The sequence below is a fragment of the bacterium genome, assembly GCA_016708025.1.
GTDB lineage: Bacteria > Zixibacteria > MSB-5A5 > GN15 > FEB-12 > FEB-12.
The window spans coordinates 67547-84531 of record JADJGQ010000003.1; the positions used below are offsets into that span (position 1 = coordinate 67547).

Sequence of the window (16985 nt, forward strand, 5' to 3'; positions counted from 1 at the left end):
TTCTGCTCACGCCAAACCTGCATTCACCGGACTAACATCCGGATTCGCTTTAACTGCTGTCGGCCAGGAACACGCTCGCGTCATTTGGGCTTGCACCAGCTACACTAGCAGACTAATTTGAACAGATGCGCGCGTTCATCAGGTCACTCGTTGTCTCTATCTTCGCACTTCTTCTATTCCTAGTCTTGGCGGCGCCAGTTGGTAAGAACAAGAAGCTTACGCCCGTCACTTTTGATCTTGAGCTCGAGCCAGCCTACGTTGCCAAAGAAGGAGAGCACATCCGCGAAGGTTTTGCGTCCTCTGATGGATCGAAATTTCTTCTGACCATCGGTCTAAAGAAAAAGACGATCGTCATTGACCAGGATGGCCTCGTCCGCGAATGGGATGCGACCATGATGGCTATCGCGGACAAATACATGAATAAATTGGCATATGTCGGGATCAAAGATCGGGAAATGTATGCTGTCATTGATACCTTGGTAATGGGACCATATGACTATATCCCCAATCTGGGTCAGATCTTCTCCGGTATAATCTTCAGTGACGATGGCGCCCATTGGATGTTCCGCGCCAGACATGATGAAGAAGCTGCCGTCATTCTCGATGGCATGGAGGTGGCACACGGTTCAGACTTCGGAACCTTTCCTCCCTATCTTTGTCGTGACGGTAGACACTGGGCAGTGGATATCCGATTGGGTGACAAGTCGGCCTACGTAGTCAATGGAGTACTTGGCCGCCCGTACAAGATAGTACTGCCGGTAGGCGCACTCTCCGACAGTTGTCAATTCGCGTACGTTGGAGTGGAAGCTGACTCGCTCAGGTGGGTCATCCATGGAGCAGACTTCTGGGGTCCGTTCGCCGAAATCTCACAAATCGGCATTGCGCCGCGCACCAATGATGTAGTGTTTCTCGCAAAATTGACCAAGTCGGCACCTTCGAGGGTTTATAAGAACGGCGCTCTGCTCTTTGACCTGCCGGAAGTCGTTTCCGCCAGCTACTCCAGTTCAGGAGTGCTAGGGATCATGTATCGAAATGACTCCGGCATGATCAAGGGGATGCTTGACACCCTCATCATTCCACCGGCCGACAGTCTCAGAGGTTCTTGGTTCGACAGTACCGCGCACAACTACGGATACGTACGGTACAGTCTCACTAAGAAAGGTAAGCGACCAAAGCAATATGATGTTCAGTTGATGTTCAATGGTCTGCCATATAGTGGCAAGTATTCGGATATTGGCGAGGTCTGGATCTCACAGGAAGGTTCACACGTTGCCTTCAATGCCTATGACAAATCTGGCCGACAATTCCTGGTTGTTGACTCTTCGACCTTCGGGCCGATTGATGATGTAACAGGCTTCTATTACTCCAGAGATGACCAGCAGTATGCCGCGTTCATTGCCGATGGGGACGGCAAGCATATAGTACACCAGGGATGGCTGAGTCCCGGCTTTAACGAGATATATCCGTTCCCGTTGTTTGACACACTTCGCGATGTAAGCGTCTATTTTGCCCTGAAAGACCGTGCCTGGAATCTCATGACGGGAGACTCAACACTTCTCAGTTTCAGCCGGATGTTCTGGTTCCCCCCCGCTTTTGACAGCCTTGGGGTACTGCGCGGATATGGATGTCGTGCAGACACGGTATATAGGTTCACACTCCGCCCCCCGACCGATTCTCTCACAAAAGATTCTCTTTAGACATACAAAAACCCCCGGCTCTTGCGAACCGGGGGTTTCTATATTCAGTACGCTGTCTTTCGACTTAGTACATGTCGCCCATGCCGCCACCCGGCATCTGCGGCATTCCGCCACCCTTCTTCTCTTCCGGCTTGTCAGCGATGACAGCTTCGGTCGTCAGAAGGAGACCGGCGATCGACGCGGCGTTTTCGAGCGCCGTGCGAGTCACCTTGGTCGGATCGATCACGCCAGCCTTCATCAGGTCTTCGAACGAATCCGTATCGGCATTGTAACCGAACGCATCCTTTTCAGCCATGACGCGGTTCAGGACCACAGAGCCCTCAACACCGGCATTGATAGCGATCTGGCGAAGCGGCTCTTCGATAGCGCGACGGATGATCTTCACACCAACCATCTCTTCATCGGTCGCCTTGACGGAATCGAGCGCCTTGATAGTGCGCAGCAGAGCCACGCCGCCACCCGGGACGATACCTTCTTCGACAGCGGCGCGAGTCGCGTGGAGCGCGTCCTCGACACGAGCCTTCTTCTCTTTCATTTCGGTTTCGGTCGCAGCGCCGACATTGATGACTGCCACACCGCCGGCCAGCTTGGCCAGACGTTCCTGCAGTTTCTCGCGGTCGTAATCGGAAGTGGTATCTTCGATCTGCTTGCGGATCTGGCCGATACGAGCCTTGATATCTTCCTTCTTGCCGTTACCCTCGACGATCGTGGTGTTATCCTTGTCGATCGTTATCTTCTTGGCGCGGCCAAGGTCGGTCATCACGGCGTTCTCGAGCTTAAAGCCGAGTTCTTCGGAGATGACGCGGCCACCGGTCAGGGTAGCGATATCTTCGAGCATCGCTTTGCGGCGATCACCAAAGCCCGGCGCCTTAACGGCGGCGACCTTCAGGGTGCCACGCAGCTTGTTGACAACCAACGTTGCCAGCGCTTCGCCTTCGATATCTTCGGCGATGATCAGCAACTGACGGCCGGACTGGGCAACTTTCTCCAGTACCGGGAGAAGATCCTTCATGGAGGCGATCTTCTTGTCGTGGATCAGGATCAACGCGTCTTCCATGATGGTTTCCATTGAATCGGGGTCGGTCACGAAATACGGTGACACGTAACCGCGATCGAACTGCATCCCCTCGACCACTTCGAGCTTGGTCTCGGCGGACTTGGACTCTTCAACCGTAATGACGCCATCTTTGCCGACTTTTTCCATCGCTTCAGCGATCAAGTCGCCGATATGGCGATCGTTGTTGGCGGAAATGGTGCCGACATTCGAGATCTCCTGACGGCCGGAAACCGGCTTGGACATCTTCTTGATCTCGTTGGTCACGGCGGTGACGGCGATATCAATACCGCGCTTGATGGACATCGGGTTGTAGCCGGCGGTCACCGACTTGAGACCCTCGCGGAAAATAGCCTGGGCGATCAGGGTTGCGGTGGTCGTACCGTCACCGGCAACATCGGAGGTCTTCGAAGCAACCTCACGCACCATCTGGGCGCCCATATTCTCAAAATGATCTTCCAGCTCGATCTCTTTCGCCACGGTCACACCGTCTTTGGTGATGGTCGGGGAGCCGAACTTTTTCTCGATCGCGACATTACGGCCGCGGGGACCCAGGGTCACCTTGACGGCATCAGCCAGCTTATCCACGCCCTGTTTCAGGCGGGTGCGGGCATTAGTATCGTATTCTATCTGCTTTGCCATGATATCTTAAACTCCTTACAGGTTTGCCGACTCGGTTACGACTTCTGAATGACTGCGAAAATATCGGATTCGCGCATGATCAAATACTCTTCACCATTGACCGTCACTTCGGTCCCTGAGTACTTGCCATACAAAACGCGATCACCCTTCTTCACTTCGAGCGGCGTACGCTTTCCCTCGTCGGAGGTACGACCCGGGCCAACTTCGATGATCTCGCCTTCCATCGGCTTCTCTTTCGCGGTATCGGGGATAATGATACCACCGCGCTTGGTTTCCTGCTCCTGAAACGGTCTGACCACTACACGGTCAGCGAGCGGATGAATCTGCATGGTTGAATCTCCTCTAATTAGTTAAACCAATCTGTTTACGTTAGTTGTGTCGTTTCCAAATCATTGTTAGCACTCATGTCAATCGAGTGCTAACAATGTCAAGGATAACGATTAAACGCGGCTTCTGTCAATATGGTTTCAGCCAATTTGTGATTTTTTTCGCCTAATCGGGAAGGAAACGGACATTGCGGTAGTACAATGAGTTACAGGACAGCTTGAAATTCTGATTTTTGGGCCATTTGACGAAAAAAAGACAACAAACTGACAATTGGGCCGTATTAATCGGAAAACCGGGCCGAATAGGCTAACAGGAGATGAGGTGAATCATGCTACGGAACGTTCTTATTAAAGGTCTGACACTCGCAATTCTGGCAATTATCATATCGAGCGCTGGTGTATCGGCGCAGACCAATTTCATGGGCGGGCTGCATTTCAACGCCGGCTTCCCCCAGGGTGATTTCAAAGAGCAGCTCGACCGTAACGCATACGGTGCCGGAGCGCAGTTCTTCTATTCCCCGAGCCGTTCCCCGTTTGCGATTGGTGTTGAACTTGGCGTAAAAAACTACGGGAATGAATCCCGCCGCGAGCCATTTTCAACCACTATTCCGGATGTCACGGTCAAAGTCGAGACCTCCAATAACATGGTCGATGGTTTCCTGATCTTCCGTGGCCAGGTGCCGAACGGCCCGATCCGTCCGTATGTCGACGGTCTGGTTGGATTCAATTATCTCTTTACTGAGACCAAGATCTCCGATGCCAGCGATGGCGACGAAGTTGCCAAGTCGACCAATCAGGATGACGCTGTTTTTGCGTACGGTGCGGGTGGCGGTCTGATGGTTCAGCTCTACGATGGCGGCAATCGCGAAGGAAAGAAGCCATTCCAGATTCTGCTGGATGCCGGCCTGCGCTATGTCATTGGTGGCGAAGCGCAGTATCTTAAAGAAGGTTCCATCCGTCGCGAAGACGGTAATGTGACGTACGATCTGATCGAGTCAAAGACAGATATGTTGCGTCTGCATGTAGGTATTGTCGGAAGATTCTGATTCTTGTCTTGGAGCGAGAAAAAGAGAACGGCGCCCTTCGGCGCCGTTTTTGTTTTACCAATTTGCTTAGTACGATGGTCAATGAATTACGGGCATGTCGATAGTACGGGCCGATTCTCGGTCTGTGTCAGGTAGGCAATGAGAATCGAGAGGTCAGACAGATCGACATTCAGCGAACCGTCAACATCAGACTCAATAGAGCAGTCCGTTGGCGGCATCACCCCCGCCACAAGGAAAGAAACCATCGAGGAGAGGTCGCTTAAGTCGACTTGGTCCGCGGCATCCCCGTCCACATTGCCTCGAGTCCCGATGCAACAGTAGTTCGGCGTCGCCGCATACGAGATCTCGGTATTGTCCACAGTCGTGAATTCGCCGATTACAAGGAGTTGACCATCTCTCACCAATATTTGTCGCGCCGCCTGGCCCTCGAGTTCACCAATTCTCGACCAAGTAGAATTGGAGAACTGCCAGATACCCCTCTCAGAGGCCCAGTAAGTGGAGATGATCTTATTCTGAAATTCAACCATCGACCCGATTCCGCCCCACCGATCGCGGGGAAGATTGAGATTCATATCCGTCCAATTACTGCCGTCCCATTTGGCTATTGAAGTAAGCTCTGTTGCGCCGCTTAGTTTGAAGAGCCCGGAGACGTACAGCTCCCCTTGATATTCAAGGAAATTGGTTCCGGATGAGTTTGTTTGCGCGTTGCCAACCGGAGTCTGTCCGTCCTCTCCCAAAACTGGCGCACAGGTTGTCCCGTCAAAGCGATAGACTCTCGGGAAGTTTTCCTGTACCGAACCATGGGAACCAATAACTGAGATGAACAATTGGTCCTGATATGTGGCCGCATCCGCCGCAATGCCGCTCAATTCTGTTGGAATCCCGATAAGATTGTTTCCGTCAACTCTTGCCAGATAAAAGTCTTCGGCCGTCTGCCGTGTCCTGAAAAGTCCAACGAGATAGAGTGTGTCCCGCAGGACCGCATACCCACCCAAACTATGGATATCCCACATTGTCGTGTCTATGGCGGATTCCCAACCCGATCCAGTCCATATCCTCCAGCCCCACCAATCGCCTGTCTCCTCATCTCTTACATAGAGTCCCCCGGAATAGACCTCTCCGTGGTAGCTCATAAGATCCATATCCTCGGGCTGAAAAAGCAGGGGGCCGACCGGTTCAAGGGTTAACCCACTCCATTTCATGATCTGACCGAAATCTCCGTCACGTACCACAACCCAAAACTCCGAGCCATGCTGAACCGCCGAGAACATCGGAAGATCGGACCCTTCGACATCCATCCATCGAGACGCCGTGGACGGGCCGGCTATCACGGGAATTGAAGATAGGCCGACTGACGCCAGCCAAAACAACACCAGCACCAGAATTCTCTTCATAGGATCTCTCTCTGCTGAAGTGTGCTAATAAGCTGAAAACCTTGAAATATCATCCGAGCTGTCATCGCGTTGTCACGCGCGACTGACCAATTGACGATCAGACAACCAGCGAGTTAAACTAAATGGATATCCAAATCCCAATTCAATATGGCCTTCAAGCTCTATTATGTCAAGAAGATTACGGCCCATGGGATTGGAGATTCGGGCCACCACCTTCTGCTTTACTGGCGGCCAACAACTCACTATCTTGAATGCAGTGAGGGAATAACCTAACTATGTGGCGTATATTTTCCTTTCTAATCATCTGTTGCTTCTCGGTGGGGGCTGTCGTATGGCCGTCCGGAGTGCATGCCCAACGCCGCAGTAGCAGCCTCAATGTCCCCAATCAATATGACCCGTTCTACAGTTCGGGCCGTCTCGTCGGTCAGGATCGGCTTTACTCAGAGATCGATTCTGCCTACATAGCGGTTCCACTCGACAGTATCCGGCCGCTGTACCCCGTCAAAGCTTTGCAGAAGCGGGTTGGCGGCTGGGTCTGGATCAAGATCAAAATGAGCCCGGAGGGTGTCCCACAGCAAACAGAGATCGTCGCTTGTCATCCGGAGTGGTTTGACTTCGAACCAGCGGCCGTGAAAGCAGTCAAACAGGCCCGATTCCAGCCGCCTCCGAATACAGGCCGACGCAAGACCTCTAAATGGATGCACTATATAGTCAACTTCGATCCTTACGATAATCCTTATTTGGGCGACAGCCTGCCGACCGTTGACAGCATCATTGCGTTTGACACACCTGCGTCCTCCACCAAACCGATCACCATCGAGATACTCGACGCCGAACATCAGATACAGATTTTGGACACTGGTACGATCAAAGTACTGATCGACGCCAATGGGATACCGCGTGACTATCGCATTGTGAAGTCTGGCGGAAGTCCAACTGTCGATTCGGCCGCGGTCCATTTCGTGAGAGTCCAGCAGTTCAATCCGGCCACGTTCGGAGGAGAACCGATCGCGATGTGGGTCGATGTCCCTTTCGCATATACCCGAATCGATCACTTCCTGGCAGTTCCATCTGTTAGCGCAATCGCGATCCCAAAGTTGGGATTGGTACTGAATCAGCAACTAAGCTCTCGGATTGAGATAGAACTTGTCAATGACACTGCACATGGTCTCATTCCCCTCAGACCATTCTACCAAAATACGGATTCATCATTATATGGATTGGCGGAGCGGATGTTGCGAAAACTGAAGTTTGTCGCCCCGGACAGATATGACCCGAAGGATAGTCTTAAAATATCACATCGCTGTCTATTTATTCCCTCGCAGATGCCTGCACTGAACATTGATAGCCTACCATCAATAGATACGGACCATTTACCAGATTCAGGCTACTCACCCCCGGTCCTGACCTACTCCAGCCCCATTAACTATCATGAGCTTGCGCGAAGGTACGGCCTGGAAGCAACAATTGAGGTCGCCGCGCTAGTTGACGCTGACGGTTCAGTCCGCATGGCTACCGTCACCAAAGAAAGCTTTGTTCGTCCGATGAATCTGACGGTTGTCGAAGCGGCAATCAGCAATCGGTATATTCCTGCGAAAAGCAACGGGAGGCCGATCGCCGCATGGGTGACCTATAAAGTGGAGTTCAGACTGGAATGACTACCTCGTATTGAGAGCGGATCGCTCACCCAAAACTCCGCTCTCTACCCAATGTCCGTCGGATCACCGCGATCTGCCCCGCATGGTAGAAATCGTGCGCTTTCAAAAACAGCACCGCTCCGAGGCGTGTATCCTGCCATCCGGGTGCGATCTCGATCTCGTTGGCAAGCTCCCCTTCATCAAGAAGATCAAGGAACTCCACTACCATTCGCTGATAATCGAACAGCCGCTCACGGATCGCTTCGATCGTCGGAAAGGCGCTCGGATCAGGATTCAGGGCCGCCCCACGACGGAACAGCTCATGCCACCCTTCGGGCAACGAAATATGCCCGCCCAGCAGTTTGCCCGAAAGGACAGTCGTGGTCAGAATATGCCCGGTCAACCACTTGATATGGTTGTTATAGCCGGGGACCTGATGAATCGATTCTTCCTCGGTGATATCTTCTACCAGCCGGCGAACCGCGCCATGCATGGTGATCAGGTGAGAGCGGAGTGCGTCGCGTGAGACGGACATAGATTGCTCCAGTGGAATGATGTTTAATTCAGGTCGCCGATCAGGCGAAGCCCCTCAAGGGTCAAGGTCGGGTCGACCATCCGGATATGTCGGGAGAATTTCTCCATATTGCTGGCCAACCCGCCGGTTGCCAGAATAGTCGCCCGCTCGAAACCGGTCTCTTCGATTATCTTGTCGATAATGAAATCAACCTGCCCGACCGTTCCGTAAAACAGGCCGGACTTGAGTGCTCCGGCAGTTGACTTGCCGACAACAGTATTCGGCGGCTCGATCCGTACTTCAAACAGACGCGCCGCGCGCCGGGCCAACTCCGCCATCGAGGTCTCCGGCCCCGGAATGATCACTCCCCCGATATACGCGCCGGATTCATTCACGACATCAAATGTTGTCGCTGTCCCGAAATCGACAATGATCACCGGGCCACCGAATTTGGAGAACCCGGCAACGGCATTCGCTATCCGGTCGGCGCCTACTTGCTCCGGATGGTCTATTTCGATCTTGATGGAAAGCTGAATATGTGAGGATACCACCACCGGCACACAGCCGAAATACTTCCTGGCCATCGTCTCAAAAACCGGCGTCAAATGTGGAACGACCGAAGCGATCACTACCTTATCGATCTCCTCATTGGCGACTTTCATCCGTTCCAAAAGACCGGTACAGAAAAAACCTGCTTCATCGGTGGTCAGGGTGCGATTTGACGCGACCCGGAAATGGTCTTTCAGGGTACGTCCTTTATAGACCCCCACGACCGTGTTGGTATTGCCAATATCAATTGCCAGGAGCATGACTGGAATATACCGGAGTGGCTGGGGAAGTCAACCCCGCTGGCGCGGGCCTTTCTCTACCTGCTTAAGCCGAGTTGGCGCCGTATTGCCTCGGCCACCGTGCCCGGGTATGCGTGCTGGACCTGATGTCCGCAACCCGTCAGAAAGATTATCTCAGCATCGGCTATTTGAGCGGCCAGTCGGACTGACTGCTCCTCCGGCACGAGGACTTGGTCGGAGTCACCGACAATTACCGTCACCGGAAGCCTGATCTTTCCATAGTCAATCGACATACTTTCCAGGGCATCATTGAGGTGGGCCAGATCTTCCGAAGCGGCTCGCAGGTGACTTGGCCGGGTGGTCATACCGACGCGCGGCTCCAGATAACTGGCCGGAACCTCGCAGGGAGCAAAGGCTCGCTTCACCGTTTCCGAGGCCAGCATTCGTGAAACCGGCGTGGCAACGCTGGTAAATGTAAGTTCACCGACCAAAGGGGAGGTGATTGCGTCGCCGAAGATCTCGGACATGCGGGTAACCGGATAAGCCACCGGCGCGAGCAGAATCAGCCCACAGCAATCTTCCGGATAGGTCAACGCATAATTGAGAGAAATAGCGCCACCTAACGAATGTCCAACGATGAGCGGCCGCGTTATGCCGAGACTGTCCAGCAATGCATGGATCATGCGAGTTTGCAGCGCGATCGTGAGCGGACTGTCGGTAGCGTACTCGCTGTATCCATATCCCGGACGGTCGAGCGCAATAAACTCGCAAGTTCCGGAGAGAGAGTCGGACATAGGCGTGGTGAAATCCTGGAGCAATCCGCCCAGACCATGAATCAACACGACCGGGTCTCCGCTCCCCTGTCGGAGATAGTGCATCTGTCCCCCGTCAACCATCTGCAATTTTCCTATGGGGGGTGCACTTCGTTCGGCATCTGTCACCATCTGATCGGTCAGATAGCTGAACGCCAGATAAAGAATGACGACTGCTAATACCGGGCAGACAACCCAGGCAAGAGTCTTCCTATGAATGGACAATCTGAATTACCCCATGACCAACGGCGCTAGAGCCACGGTCAATCATGACTCAACTATATCCGGGTCCCTGTCCGCCGTAACGTTGGGCGGTCCAATAGTTGATCTTTTCGGCTGATTTGTAGGCATCCCACATCCCATAGATCCAGAGAATCGGGGTGGTGATGAAGCCGATCAACAGGAACATCAGGATGATCGACACACCGTATGCCAGCATAAAGATAATCCCCTTCCCAAGCTGGCCGTTGTAGATCTGCCCGAGCCCGGTCCAGAAGAATGAAAGCACGGCGGCCAATCCTGGGTTCTTGTAGTAAACCGGCGGCTGCGGCTGTTGCATCGCATGCTCCTTTAGGTTAGTCCTCCTAGCCCAAAGTACACTTCTTTGGCGACATTATTCAATTGTTTTTTTCTCCCATCCGCACCGCCCTCGCATGTTGAGTCTTGGAAGCGGCGGTCGCGAGACGATATATTCTGTGAGAAAATCGACTGTGGATCTGTCCAGTTACGAACAGTTTTGGTTCCCTTGTCGGAGGAGAAATATGGAGCCTGAGATCCGTCGGCTGACAATCGCCGACTATGATGAGATCGTGCGGGTTTGGTCCGATGCTGGCCTTCCCTACAAACCGGGCGGGCGCGAGCGAAAAGACATGCTGGCAAAAGAAATGACGCGCCCCTACTGCGCGTTTCTTGGCCTTGAGATCGACGGCCGTCTGCTTGGGGTGATCATCGCGAACTGGGATGGTCGCCGCGGCTGGCTGAACCGCCTGGCGATAGACCCGGATCACCGCGGTAAACGCTACGCTGGATTGTTGATCGAGGCCGCCGAGCAGTTCCTCGAAAGCCAGGGGGCGATCGTCCTGGCCGGTCTGATCGACGAAGAGAATCTTCCTTCAATGGCCGCCTTTGCTCGGGCCGGCTACTCCTGCGTGACGGAGATCCGCCTCTGGCGAAAACGAAAAAGTCCTGATGCGTGAAGACTGATCGAGTCTTCCAATATACTGGAGGTTGTCTATGAACTACCCGTTTTGGGACGTCGGCATTGGCTATGGCTGGCTGATGGCTATCATCTCAGTTTTGCATGTCTTCGTCTCACACTTTGCCATCGGCGGCGGTCTGTATCTGGTGCTCACGGAACGACTGGCGCGCAAAGCCAACGACACCGCTCGCCTGCTTTATCTTGAGAAGCTCAGCAAATTCTTTGTGTTAGTGACTCTGGTGTTCGGTGCGCTGTCCGGAGTCGGCATTTGGTTCATTATCGGCCTGCTCAACCCCGCGGCGACCGAGTTGTTGATACACAATTTCGTCTGGGGATGGGCGATCGAGTGGACATTTTTCGTCATCGAGATCGCTTCTGCCATTCTTTACTATTATGGCTGGAAAACGATGTCCGCGAAAAATCATATGATCCTCGGTTGGATCTACTTCGTTGCCGCCTGGCTCTCTTTGGTGGTGATCAATGGCATTCTCGCCTTTATGCTCACACCCGGCGATTGGCTCACTACCGGCGAGATGTGGGACGGGTTCTTTAATGCCACTTACTGGCCTTCCCTCTTCTTCCGCACCGGAGTCTGCATTCTGCTTGCGGGATTGTACACGCTGCTGGTTGCTTCGCGATTGACCAATGATGCATCCAAACAGAAACTGATACGCTACAACGCAACCTGGGGAGTTGTCGGACTTGCCGTCATGGCGCCCACCTTCTACTGGTATTGGAAAGCCATTCCGGCAGATCTGATCGCGACTGCCATGCAGACGATGGCAACACCGATCAGAGCTATCGAAACCTCCTACTGGCTGGCTGGTATTCTTGCCGCCATCCTGATCGTCTTTGGCATATTCCTCACGCGCTTTTATCATCTGGCCGTTGCTATCCTGGCAATGTTGATCGGACTGTTCGGGTTTGGCGAGTTTGAGTGGTTTCGCGAGTCCATTCGCAAACCCTGGGTCGTGAGCGGATATGTGTACGCACATGGCCTCGAAGTAGCCCATGCATCGGATTATCAGGCGGACGGTCTTCTTCCTCACATGGCGTATCGAACGGGGAATGATGGTCTGGACCTCTTCAATCGCGCCTGTCGGACTTGTCACACGATCGATGGCTACAAGCCGATGGCTCCAATATTCAACGGCACTGACCCGGCCTTCATCGCCTCCGTCGTCAGGGGTACAGACCTGCTCAAGGGAAACATGCCGAGCTGGATGGGTACGACAGAGGAGTCGGAGAAACTCGGTCTCTATATTCATTCGCAAATAGACCAACGCCCCATGAGCGAGCAGTATCGACTTGCGGATGTCGCGCTCGGCAGAAGAGTGTTTGACTCCCGCTGCGGGATCTGCCACCAGTTTGGCGGACCAAGCGACAAAACTGTCTCGCTGACCGGGCTCTCCGTCGATGATTACAACAATTTGCTGGACATGGCGGCCGATCTTGGAGAGGGAATGCCTCCTTTCACGGCAGATTCCACCGACCGAGCTGCCCTCATCCAGTTCTTCCAGACGATCGGGAAAGGAGAGACCAATGCAACTCCCGGACTATAATTTCCTTTCTGCACCGCTCTGGCTGGTGACCCTGTTGCATATCCTGACACTGACTCTTCATTTCGCCGCCATGAACTTCCTTGTCGGCGGGATCATTGTTCTCCTATGGGGGAAATTCACTGATCGATGGGAGGACCCGACCGTTCGGACATTCATCAAGTATTTCCCCACGGCAACCGCCGCAACGGTTACGTTGGGAGTTGCTCCGTTGCTGTTCGTGCAACTGGTCTATCACCGGCAGGTCTACGCGGCATCAATTGTCAGCGGATGGTTCTGGCTGATGATCACCGTCGTCCTGATGATAAGCTACTACTTCCTTTATGGAGCGTCACTGACGGAGAAGAAGGATGCTTGCACCGGGCGCAAAATGCTGATTGCCCTGGCGGGACTGATTTACATCTCCCTGGTTTACAGCTCTGTCTTCTCAATAGCAGAACGACCGGACATGATCAAGACGCTTTATGCTGAAGACCAGTCGGGGCTGTCCTGGAATAACAGTATCATGGAATATGCCCTTCGTTGGCTCCACATGATCCTTGGAGCGATCACAGTCGGCGGATTTTTCGTCGGATGGATCGGCAGAAATAATCAGCAGGCATACACGGTCGGACGCAAGTTCTTCCTGGTTGGATGGATCCTGGCCGCACTGGTGGGAACTGCCTACATCTTCACTCTTGGCGAACATATCCGTCAATTCATGCGCTCCCCGGGGATCATCGTCCTGACCATCGGTATCATTCTCTCTGCGGCGGCAGTTCACTTCTTCATGAAGAAGCGGTTCGTCGGTGCTGCGATCCTGATCTTCTCTTCCCTGCTTTTGATGGTGACAAGCCGCCACTACGTTCGTTTGGTCAAACTCGAAGGTACCCTTGACCCCACAGCCATCCCGATCCGGATGCAGTGGTCACCTTTCCTGATCTTTCTCGTTTGCTTCGTCATTGCCTTGGCAACCGTCTGGTATATGATTCGTCTCTTCCGGGCGGGCAAGAATCCGGCCACCTGAGCGGTTGATTTTCCCAAACAAAAAAGGCCGCCCGTCTGGGCGGCCTTTCGATTAAATCGGGCAGTCGACTATTCGACTGTAACAGACTTCGCCAGGTTGCGCGGTTGGTCGACCGGGCAGCCACGCAGTACCGCCATATGATACGCCAATAACTGCAACGGAATGACCGACAACAGCGGTGTCAGCATATGGTGCGTCTGCGGTACGAAAAGGACATGATCAACCTTGTCGGCGATCTCTCGATCACCTTCAGTTGCCACGGCGATCACACGACCGCGGCGCGCTTTGATCTCGGCGATATTCGACATCACCTTGTCATAAACCGGGTCTTTAAGAGCGATAACGACCACCGGCATATTCTCATCGATCAGCGCGATCGGCCCATGTTTCATTTCGGCGGCGGGGTAGCCTTCGGCGTGGATGTATGAGATCTCCTTGAGCTTGAGCGCGCCTTCGAGAGCGACTGGGAAGTTGATTCCGCGGCCGAGATAGAGGAAATTGTCGCTGCGATAATAGGTCTGAGCGATATCATGCACCGCCTGCGCATTCTTGAGGATCCGATCGATCTGATCCGGGATCTCCTGCAGGTTGGTCATCAGTTCCTGACCGGACGCCACCGACATGGAACGCATCCGTCCCAAGAGATTGGCGATCAGGGTAAGCACCATACACTGCGAGGTAAACGCCTTGGTCGAGGCAACACCGATCTCCGGCCCGGCGTGAATATAAACACCGCCATCTGATTCGCGAGCGATCGTTGAACCGACCACATTCACGATCCCCAGGGCAGTCGCGCCATGCTTTTTCCCTTCGCGCAACGCCGCGAGCGTATCAGCCGTCTCGCCCGACTGACTAACTGCCAGCAACATCGTATGTTCGTCGATGATCGGCGAACGGTAACGGAATTCCGAGGCGTACTCGACTTCAACAGGAATGCGCGCCATCTCCTCGATCAGGTACTCACCGATCAAAGCAGAATGCCAGCTTGTTCCGCAGGCGGTGATCACCACGCGCTTGATCCGGCGAAGTTCATCGTACTGCAGGTTGAGACCATTGAGCCGGGAGATTCCTTCCTCGAAATTGATGCGCCCGCGCATCGCATTCCGGAGGGTGACCGGCTGCTCATAGATCTCCTTGAGCATGAAATGATCGTACCCCTCTTTTTCGATCATGTCGAGCGACCAACTGATCTCTTCGATAGTCGGGGTTATATGGACATTCTGAATGGTCGTGATCGAGTAGCTGTTTGGCGTCACTGTCGCGATCTCGCCATCCTGCAGGTAAACCACGCGATTGGTATGTTCGAGCATGGCAGAAACATCGGAGGCGACGAAATTCTCGCCATCGCCATGTCCCAACACCAGTGGTGAACCGTTTCGCGCCGCCACGATCGTATCCGGGTGAAGCGAGGATATGACGGCAATGCCGTACGTTCCTTCGACTCGCGCCAGAGCGTCGCGAACCGCCGCGGTGAAATCACCATGGTAGTTCTGCCGGATCATATGGACCAGGATCTCAGTATCCGTCTCAGTTTTGACGACTACCCCTTTTCGAATGAGGTACTCTTTCAGGGTGCGATAGTTTTCGATAATGCCGTTATGCACCAGGGCAAACTCGCCAAAATTATCGATATGGGGGTGCGCGTTAAGCTCGTTCGGCTCGCCATGGGTCGCCCATCGAGTGTGCGCAATGCCGCGGGTACAATTGATATGCTGAAGTTCGGCATGGGTCACCGCTTCTTCGAGCATTTTGATCTTTCCGACCGCTTTGGAGACCATCAGCCCGGACTCGGTCATCAGGGCAATACCGGCTGAATCGTACCCTCTATATTCCAGGCGTTTGAGCCCGGACAGCAAAATCGGAAGACACTGCTTGCTGCCAACATACCCTACAATACCGCACATAACCTGTTTCCTGCCTTACTGTTACTTGAAGAACGCGACTACCTGCTCGGTGAGCGACTCGCTGAGCTTCCGGTCGCTGGTCTCCACTATTAATCGGTAAATCGGCTCAGTGTTTGAGGTCCGCAATTGGACCCATCCTCGGTCGAAATCAAACCGGAGACCATCGCGACGGTCCACCGTCGTCGGCCCCAGCAGCTTCTCTGCTTCCGCTTCAAATCGCTGTAGTCTGGTCGAGAAATCGCCCGGAAGTTGAGCTTTTGATTTTATAATATAATACGGCGGGAAAGTTTCCACAAGAGCACTCAGACTGCACTTTTCTTCCACCAGACAGCTCAATACCAGGGCCGCGCCCACTGAGGCATCCCGCCCGGCATGGCAGGCCGGATAGATCACCCCGCCATTCCCTTCGCCGCCGATCAGTGACTTCACCTGATGCATCATTTCTACGACATTCGCCTCGCCGACCTTAGAGTAAAAGACCTCGGCGCCGAACTTACGAGCAACCATCTCGGTCGTCTTTGAGGTCGACAGGTTAAGGACGACCTTCCCCTTTTTCGAGCGAAGTACCTGCTGGACCGCGATCGTGAGCGTCAGCTCTTCATTGATTGCCTTGCCATTTTCGTCCACCAGCACCAGCCGGTCGGCATCCGGGTCGCAGGCCATTCCAAGATCAGCCTTGGTAGCTTTGACCTTCTTCGCCAGTTCGGTCAGATGTTTCGGGATCGGCTCCGGCATATGGACAAAATCTCCATCCCCTTTGCAGTTGATCCGGATCACTTTGACGCCCAGTTTTTCGAGCAGTCGCGGGAGTGCTTCGGAACCGGCGCCATTGATGGCATCAACCACCACTTTGAATTTCCGCTTTTTGATCCCCGGCTTGTTGACAGTCTTCAGCGCCAGCACGGCCGCGATATGTTTGTCGATCCAGGTCGATTGGTGCGACACTTTACCCAATTTGCTATATGACTTGAGCGCGAATTGCTTCGACTCAAATATGCGATTCAGCTCGACATACTGCGCCGGAGTGATGAACTCACCCTGCTTATTAAAAAACTTGAGTGCGTTCCAGTCGGAAGGATTGTGCGATGCCGTCACGCAGATACCGCCTGCCGCTTTCAATCCCGTGACCGCTATCTCAACCGTTGGCGTCGGGACGATCCCAATATCGACCACATCAAGCCCGGTGGCGATCAGACCGGATATCACCGCATGCGAAACCATGTCGCCGGACACGCGACTGTCGCGTCCCAACACGATCTTTCCCTTCCCCATCAAAGTGCCAAACGCCATCGCGTACTGCGCGATCAGCATTGGCTCCAGACCATCCGTTGCCCCGATTATCCCGCGTACCCCGGAGGTCGACCTGACCAGATTGTTCGAATTCATAATCTCTATTCCCGTATAGATG

15 protein-coding genes are annotated in these 16985 nt (G+C 53.7%); 6 read left to right on the forward strand and 9 right to left on the reverse strand.

What is annotated here, in order from left to right; translation table 11 throughout:
• The first annotated feature begins 185 nt into the window (after positions 1 to 185).
• Entirely contained in the window at positions 186 to 1697 is a 1512-nt protein-coding gene (locus tag IPH75_11495; GenBank protein ID MBK7142691.1) for a hypothetical protein, read from the forward strand.
• Between the two features lie 64 nt (positions 1698 to 1761).
• Here IPH75_11495 and groL read toward each other — a convergent pair whose 3' ends face one another.
• Together groL and groES are read right to left on the reverse strand one after the other, a co-directional pair.
• Positions 1762 to 3393 (reverse strand): chaperonin GroEL, encoded by a 1632-nt coding sequence (gene groL / locus IPH75_11500; GenBank protein ID MBK7142692.1) that lies wholly within the window; start codon positions 3391 to 3393, stop codon positions 1762 to 1764.
• Between the two features lie 35 nt (positions 3394 to 3428).
• A complete protein-coding gene (gene groES / locus IPH75_11505) occupies positions 3429 to 3722 on the reverse strand; it encodes a co-chaperone GroES (GenBank protein ID MBK7142693.1) in 294 nt (97 codons plus the stop codon).
• Between the two features lie 326 nt (positions 3723 to 4048).
• Between groES and IPH75_11510 the strand changes: the two genes are divergently transcribed.
• Positions 4049 to 4765 (forward strand): hypothetical protein, encoded by a 717-nt coding sequence (locus IPH75_11510; GenBank protein MBK7142694.1) that lies wholly within the window; start codon positions 4049 to 4051, stop codon positions 4763 to 4765.
• An 86-nt stretch (positions 4766 to 4851) separates the two neighbouring features.
• On the opposite strand, the gene IPH75_11515 is transcribed toward IPH75_11510, so the two are convergent.
• Positions 4852 to 6159, reverse strand: coding sequence for a hypothetical protein (locus tag IPH75_11515; GenBank protein ID MBK7142695.1), 1308 nt, complete (start codon positions 6157 to 6159; stop codon positions 4852 to 4854).
• Positions 6160 to 6434: 275 nt separating this feature from the next.
• Between IPH75_11515 and IPH75_11520 the strand changes: the two genes are divergently transcribed.
• Complete coding sequence (locus tag IPH75_11520; protein ID MBK7142696.1) at positions 6435 to 7817, forward strand: TonB family protein; 1383 nt, start codon at positions 6435 to 6437, stop codon at positions 7815 to 7817.
• Positions 7818 to 7842: 25 nt separating this feature from the next.
• Here the strand turns inward: IPH75_11520 and IPH75_11525 are convergent, their stop codons facing one another.
• From IPH75_11525 to IPH75_11540, 4 genes are read right to left on the reverse strand one after another with little or no spacing between them, the layout of a single operon-like run.
• Positions 7843 to 8331 (reverse strand): DinB family protein, encoded by a 489-nt coding sequence (locus IPH75_11525; protein ID MBK7142697.1) that lies wholly within the window; start codon positions 8329 to 8331, stop codon positions 7843 to 7845.
• 23 nt (positions 8332 to 8354) lie between these two features.
• Positions 8355 to 9119, reverse strand: coding sequence for a type III pantothenate kinase (locus IPH75_11530; protein MBK7142698.1), 765 nt, complete (start codon positions 9117 to 9119; stop codon positions 8355 to 8357).
• A 56-nt stretch (positions 9120 to 9175) separates the two neighbouring features.
• On the reverse strand, positions 9176 to 10135 hold the full coding sequence (locus tag IPH75_11535) for an alpha/beta hydrolase (protein ID MBK7142699.1): 960 nt from the start codon (positions 10133 to 10135) through the stop codon (positions 9176 to 9178).
• Positions 10136 to 10184: 49 nt separating this feature from the next.
• On the reverse strand, positions 10185 to 10469 hold the full coding sequence (locus tag IPH75_11540; protein MBK7142700.1) for a hypothetical protein: 285 nt from the start codon (positions 10467 to 10469) through the stop codon (positions 10185 to 10187).
• 202 nt (positions 10470 to 10671) lie between these two features.
• Here IPH75_11540 and IPH75_11545 point away from each other — a divergent pair, with 202 nt between their 5' ends.
• Genes IPH75_11545 through IPH75_11555 form a run of 3 tightly spaced genes read left to right on the forward strand, consistent with a single transcriptional unit; the run spans position 10672 to position 13673 of the window.
• Positions 10672 to 11106, forward strand: a complete 435-nt coding sequence (locus tag IPH75_11545; protein ID MBK7142701.1) for a GNAT family N-acetyltransferase — start codon at positions 10672 to 10674, stop codon at positions 11104 to 11106.
• Positions 11107 to 11143: 37 nt separating this feature from the next.
• Positions 11144 to 12670, forward strand: a complete 1527-nt coding sequence (locus tag IPH75_11550) for a c-type cytochrome (GenBank protein MBK7142702.1) — start codon at positions 11144 to 11146, stop codon at positions 12668 to 12670.
• Positions 12651 to 13673 (forward strand): hypothetical protein, encoded by a 1023-nt coding sequence (locus IPH75_11555; GenBank protein ID MBK7142703.1) that lies wholly within the window; start codon positions 12651 to 12653, stop codon positions 13671 to 13673. Before IPH75_11550 ends, IPH75_11555 begins: the two co-directional genes overlap by 20 nt.
• Before the next feature lie 68 nt (positions 13674 to 13741).
• Here IPH75_11555 and glmS read toward each other — a convergent pair whose 3' ends face one another.
• Positions 13742 to 15577 (reverse strand): glutamine--fructose-6-phosphate transaminase (isomerizing), encoded by a 1836-nt coding sequence (gene glmS / locus IPH75_11560; protein ID MBK7142704.1) that lies wholly within the window; start codon positions 15575 to 15577, stop codon positions 13742 to 13744.
• A gap of 21 nt (positions 15578 to 15598) precedes the next feature.
• Positions 15599 to 16963, reverse strand: coding sequence for a phosphoglucosamine mutase (gene glmM, locus IPH75_11565; protein ID MBK7142705.1), 1365 nt, complete (start codon positions 16961 to 16963; stop codon positions 15599 to 15601).
• Between the last annotated feature and the right edge of the window lie 22 nt (positions 16964 to 16985).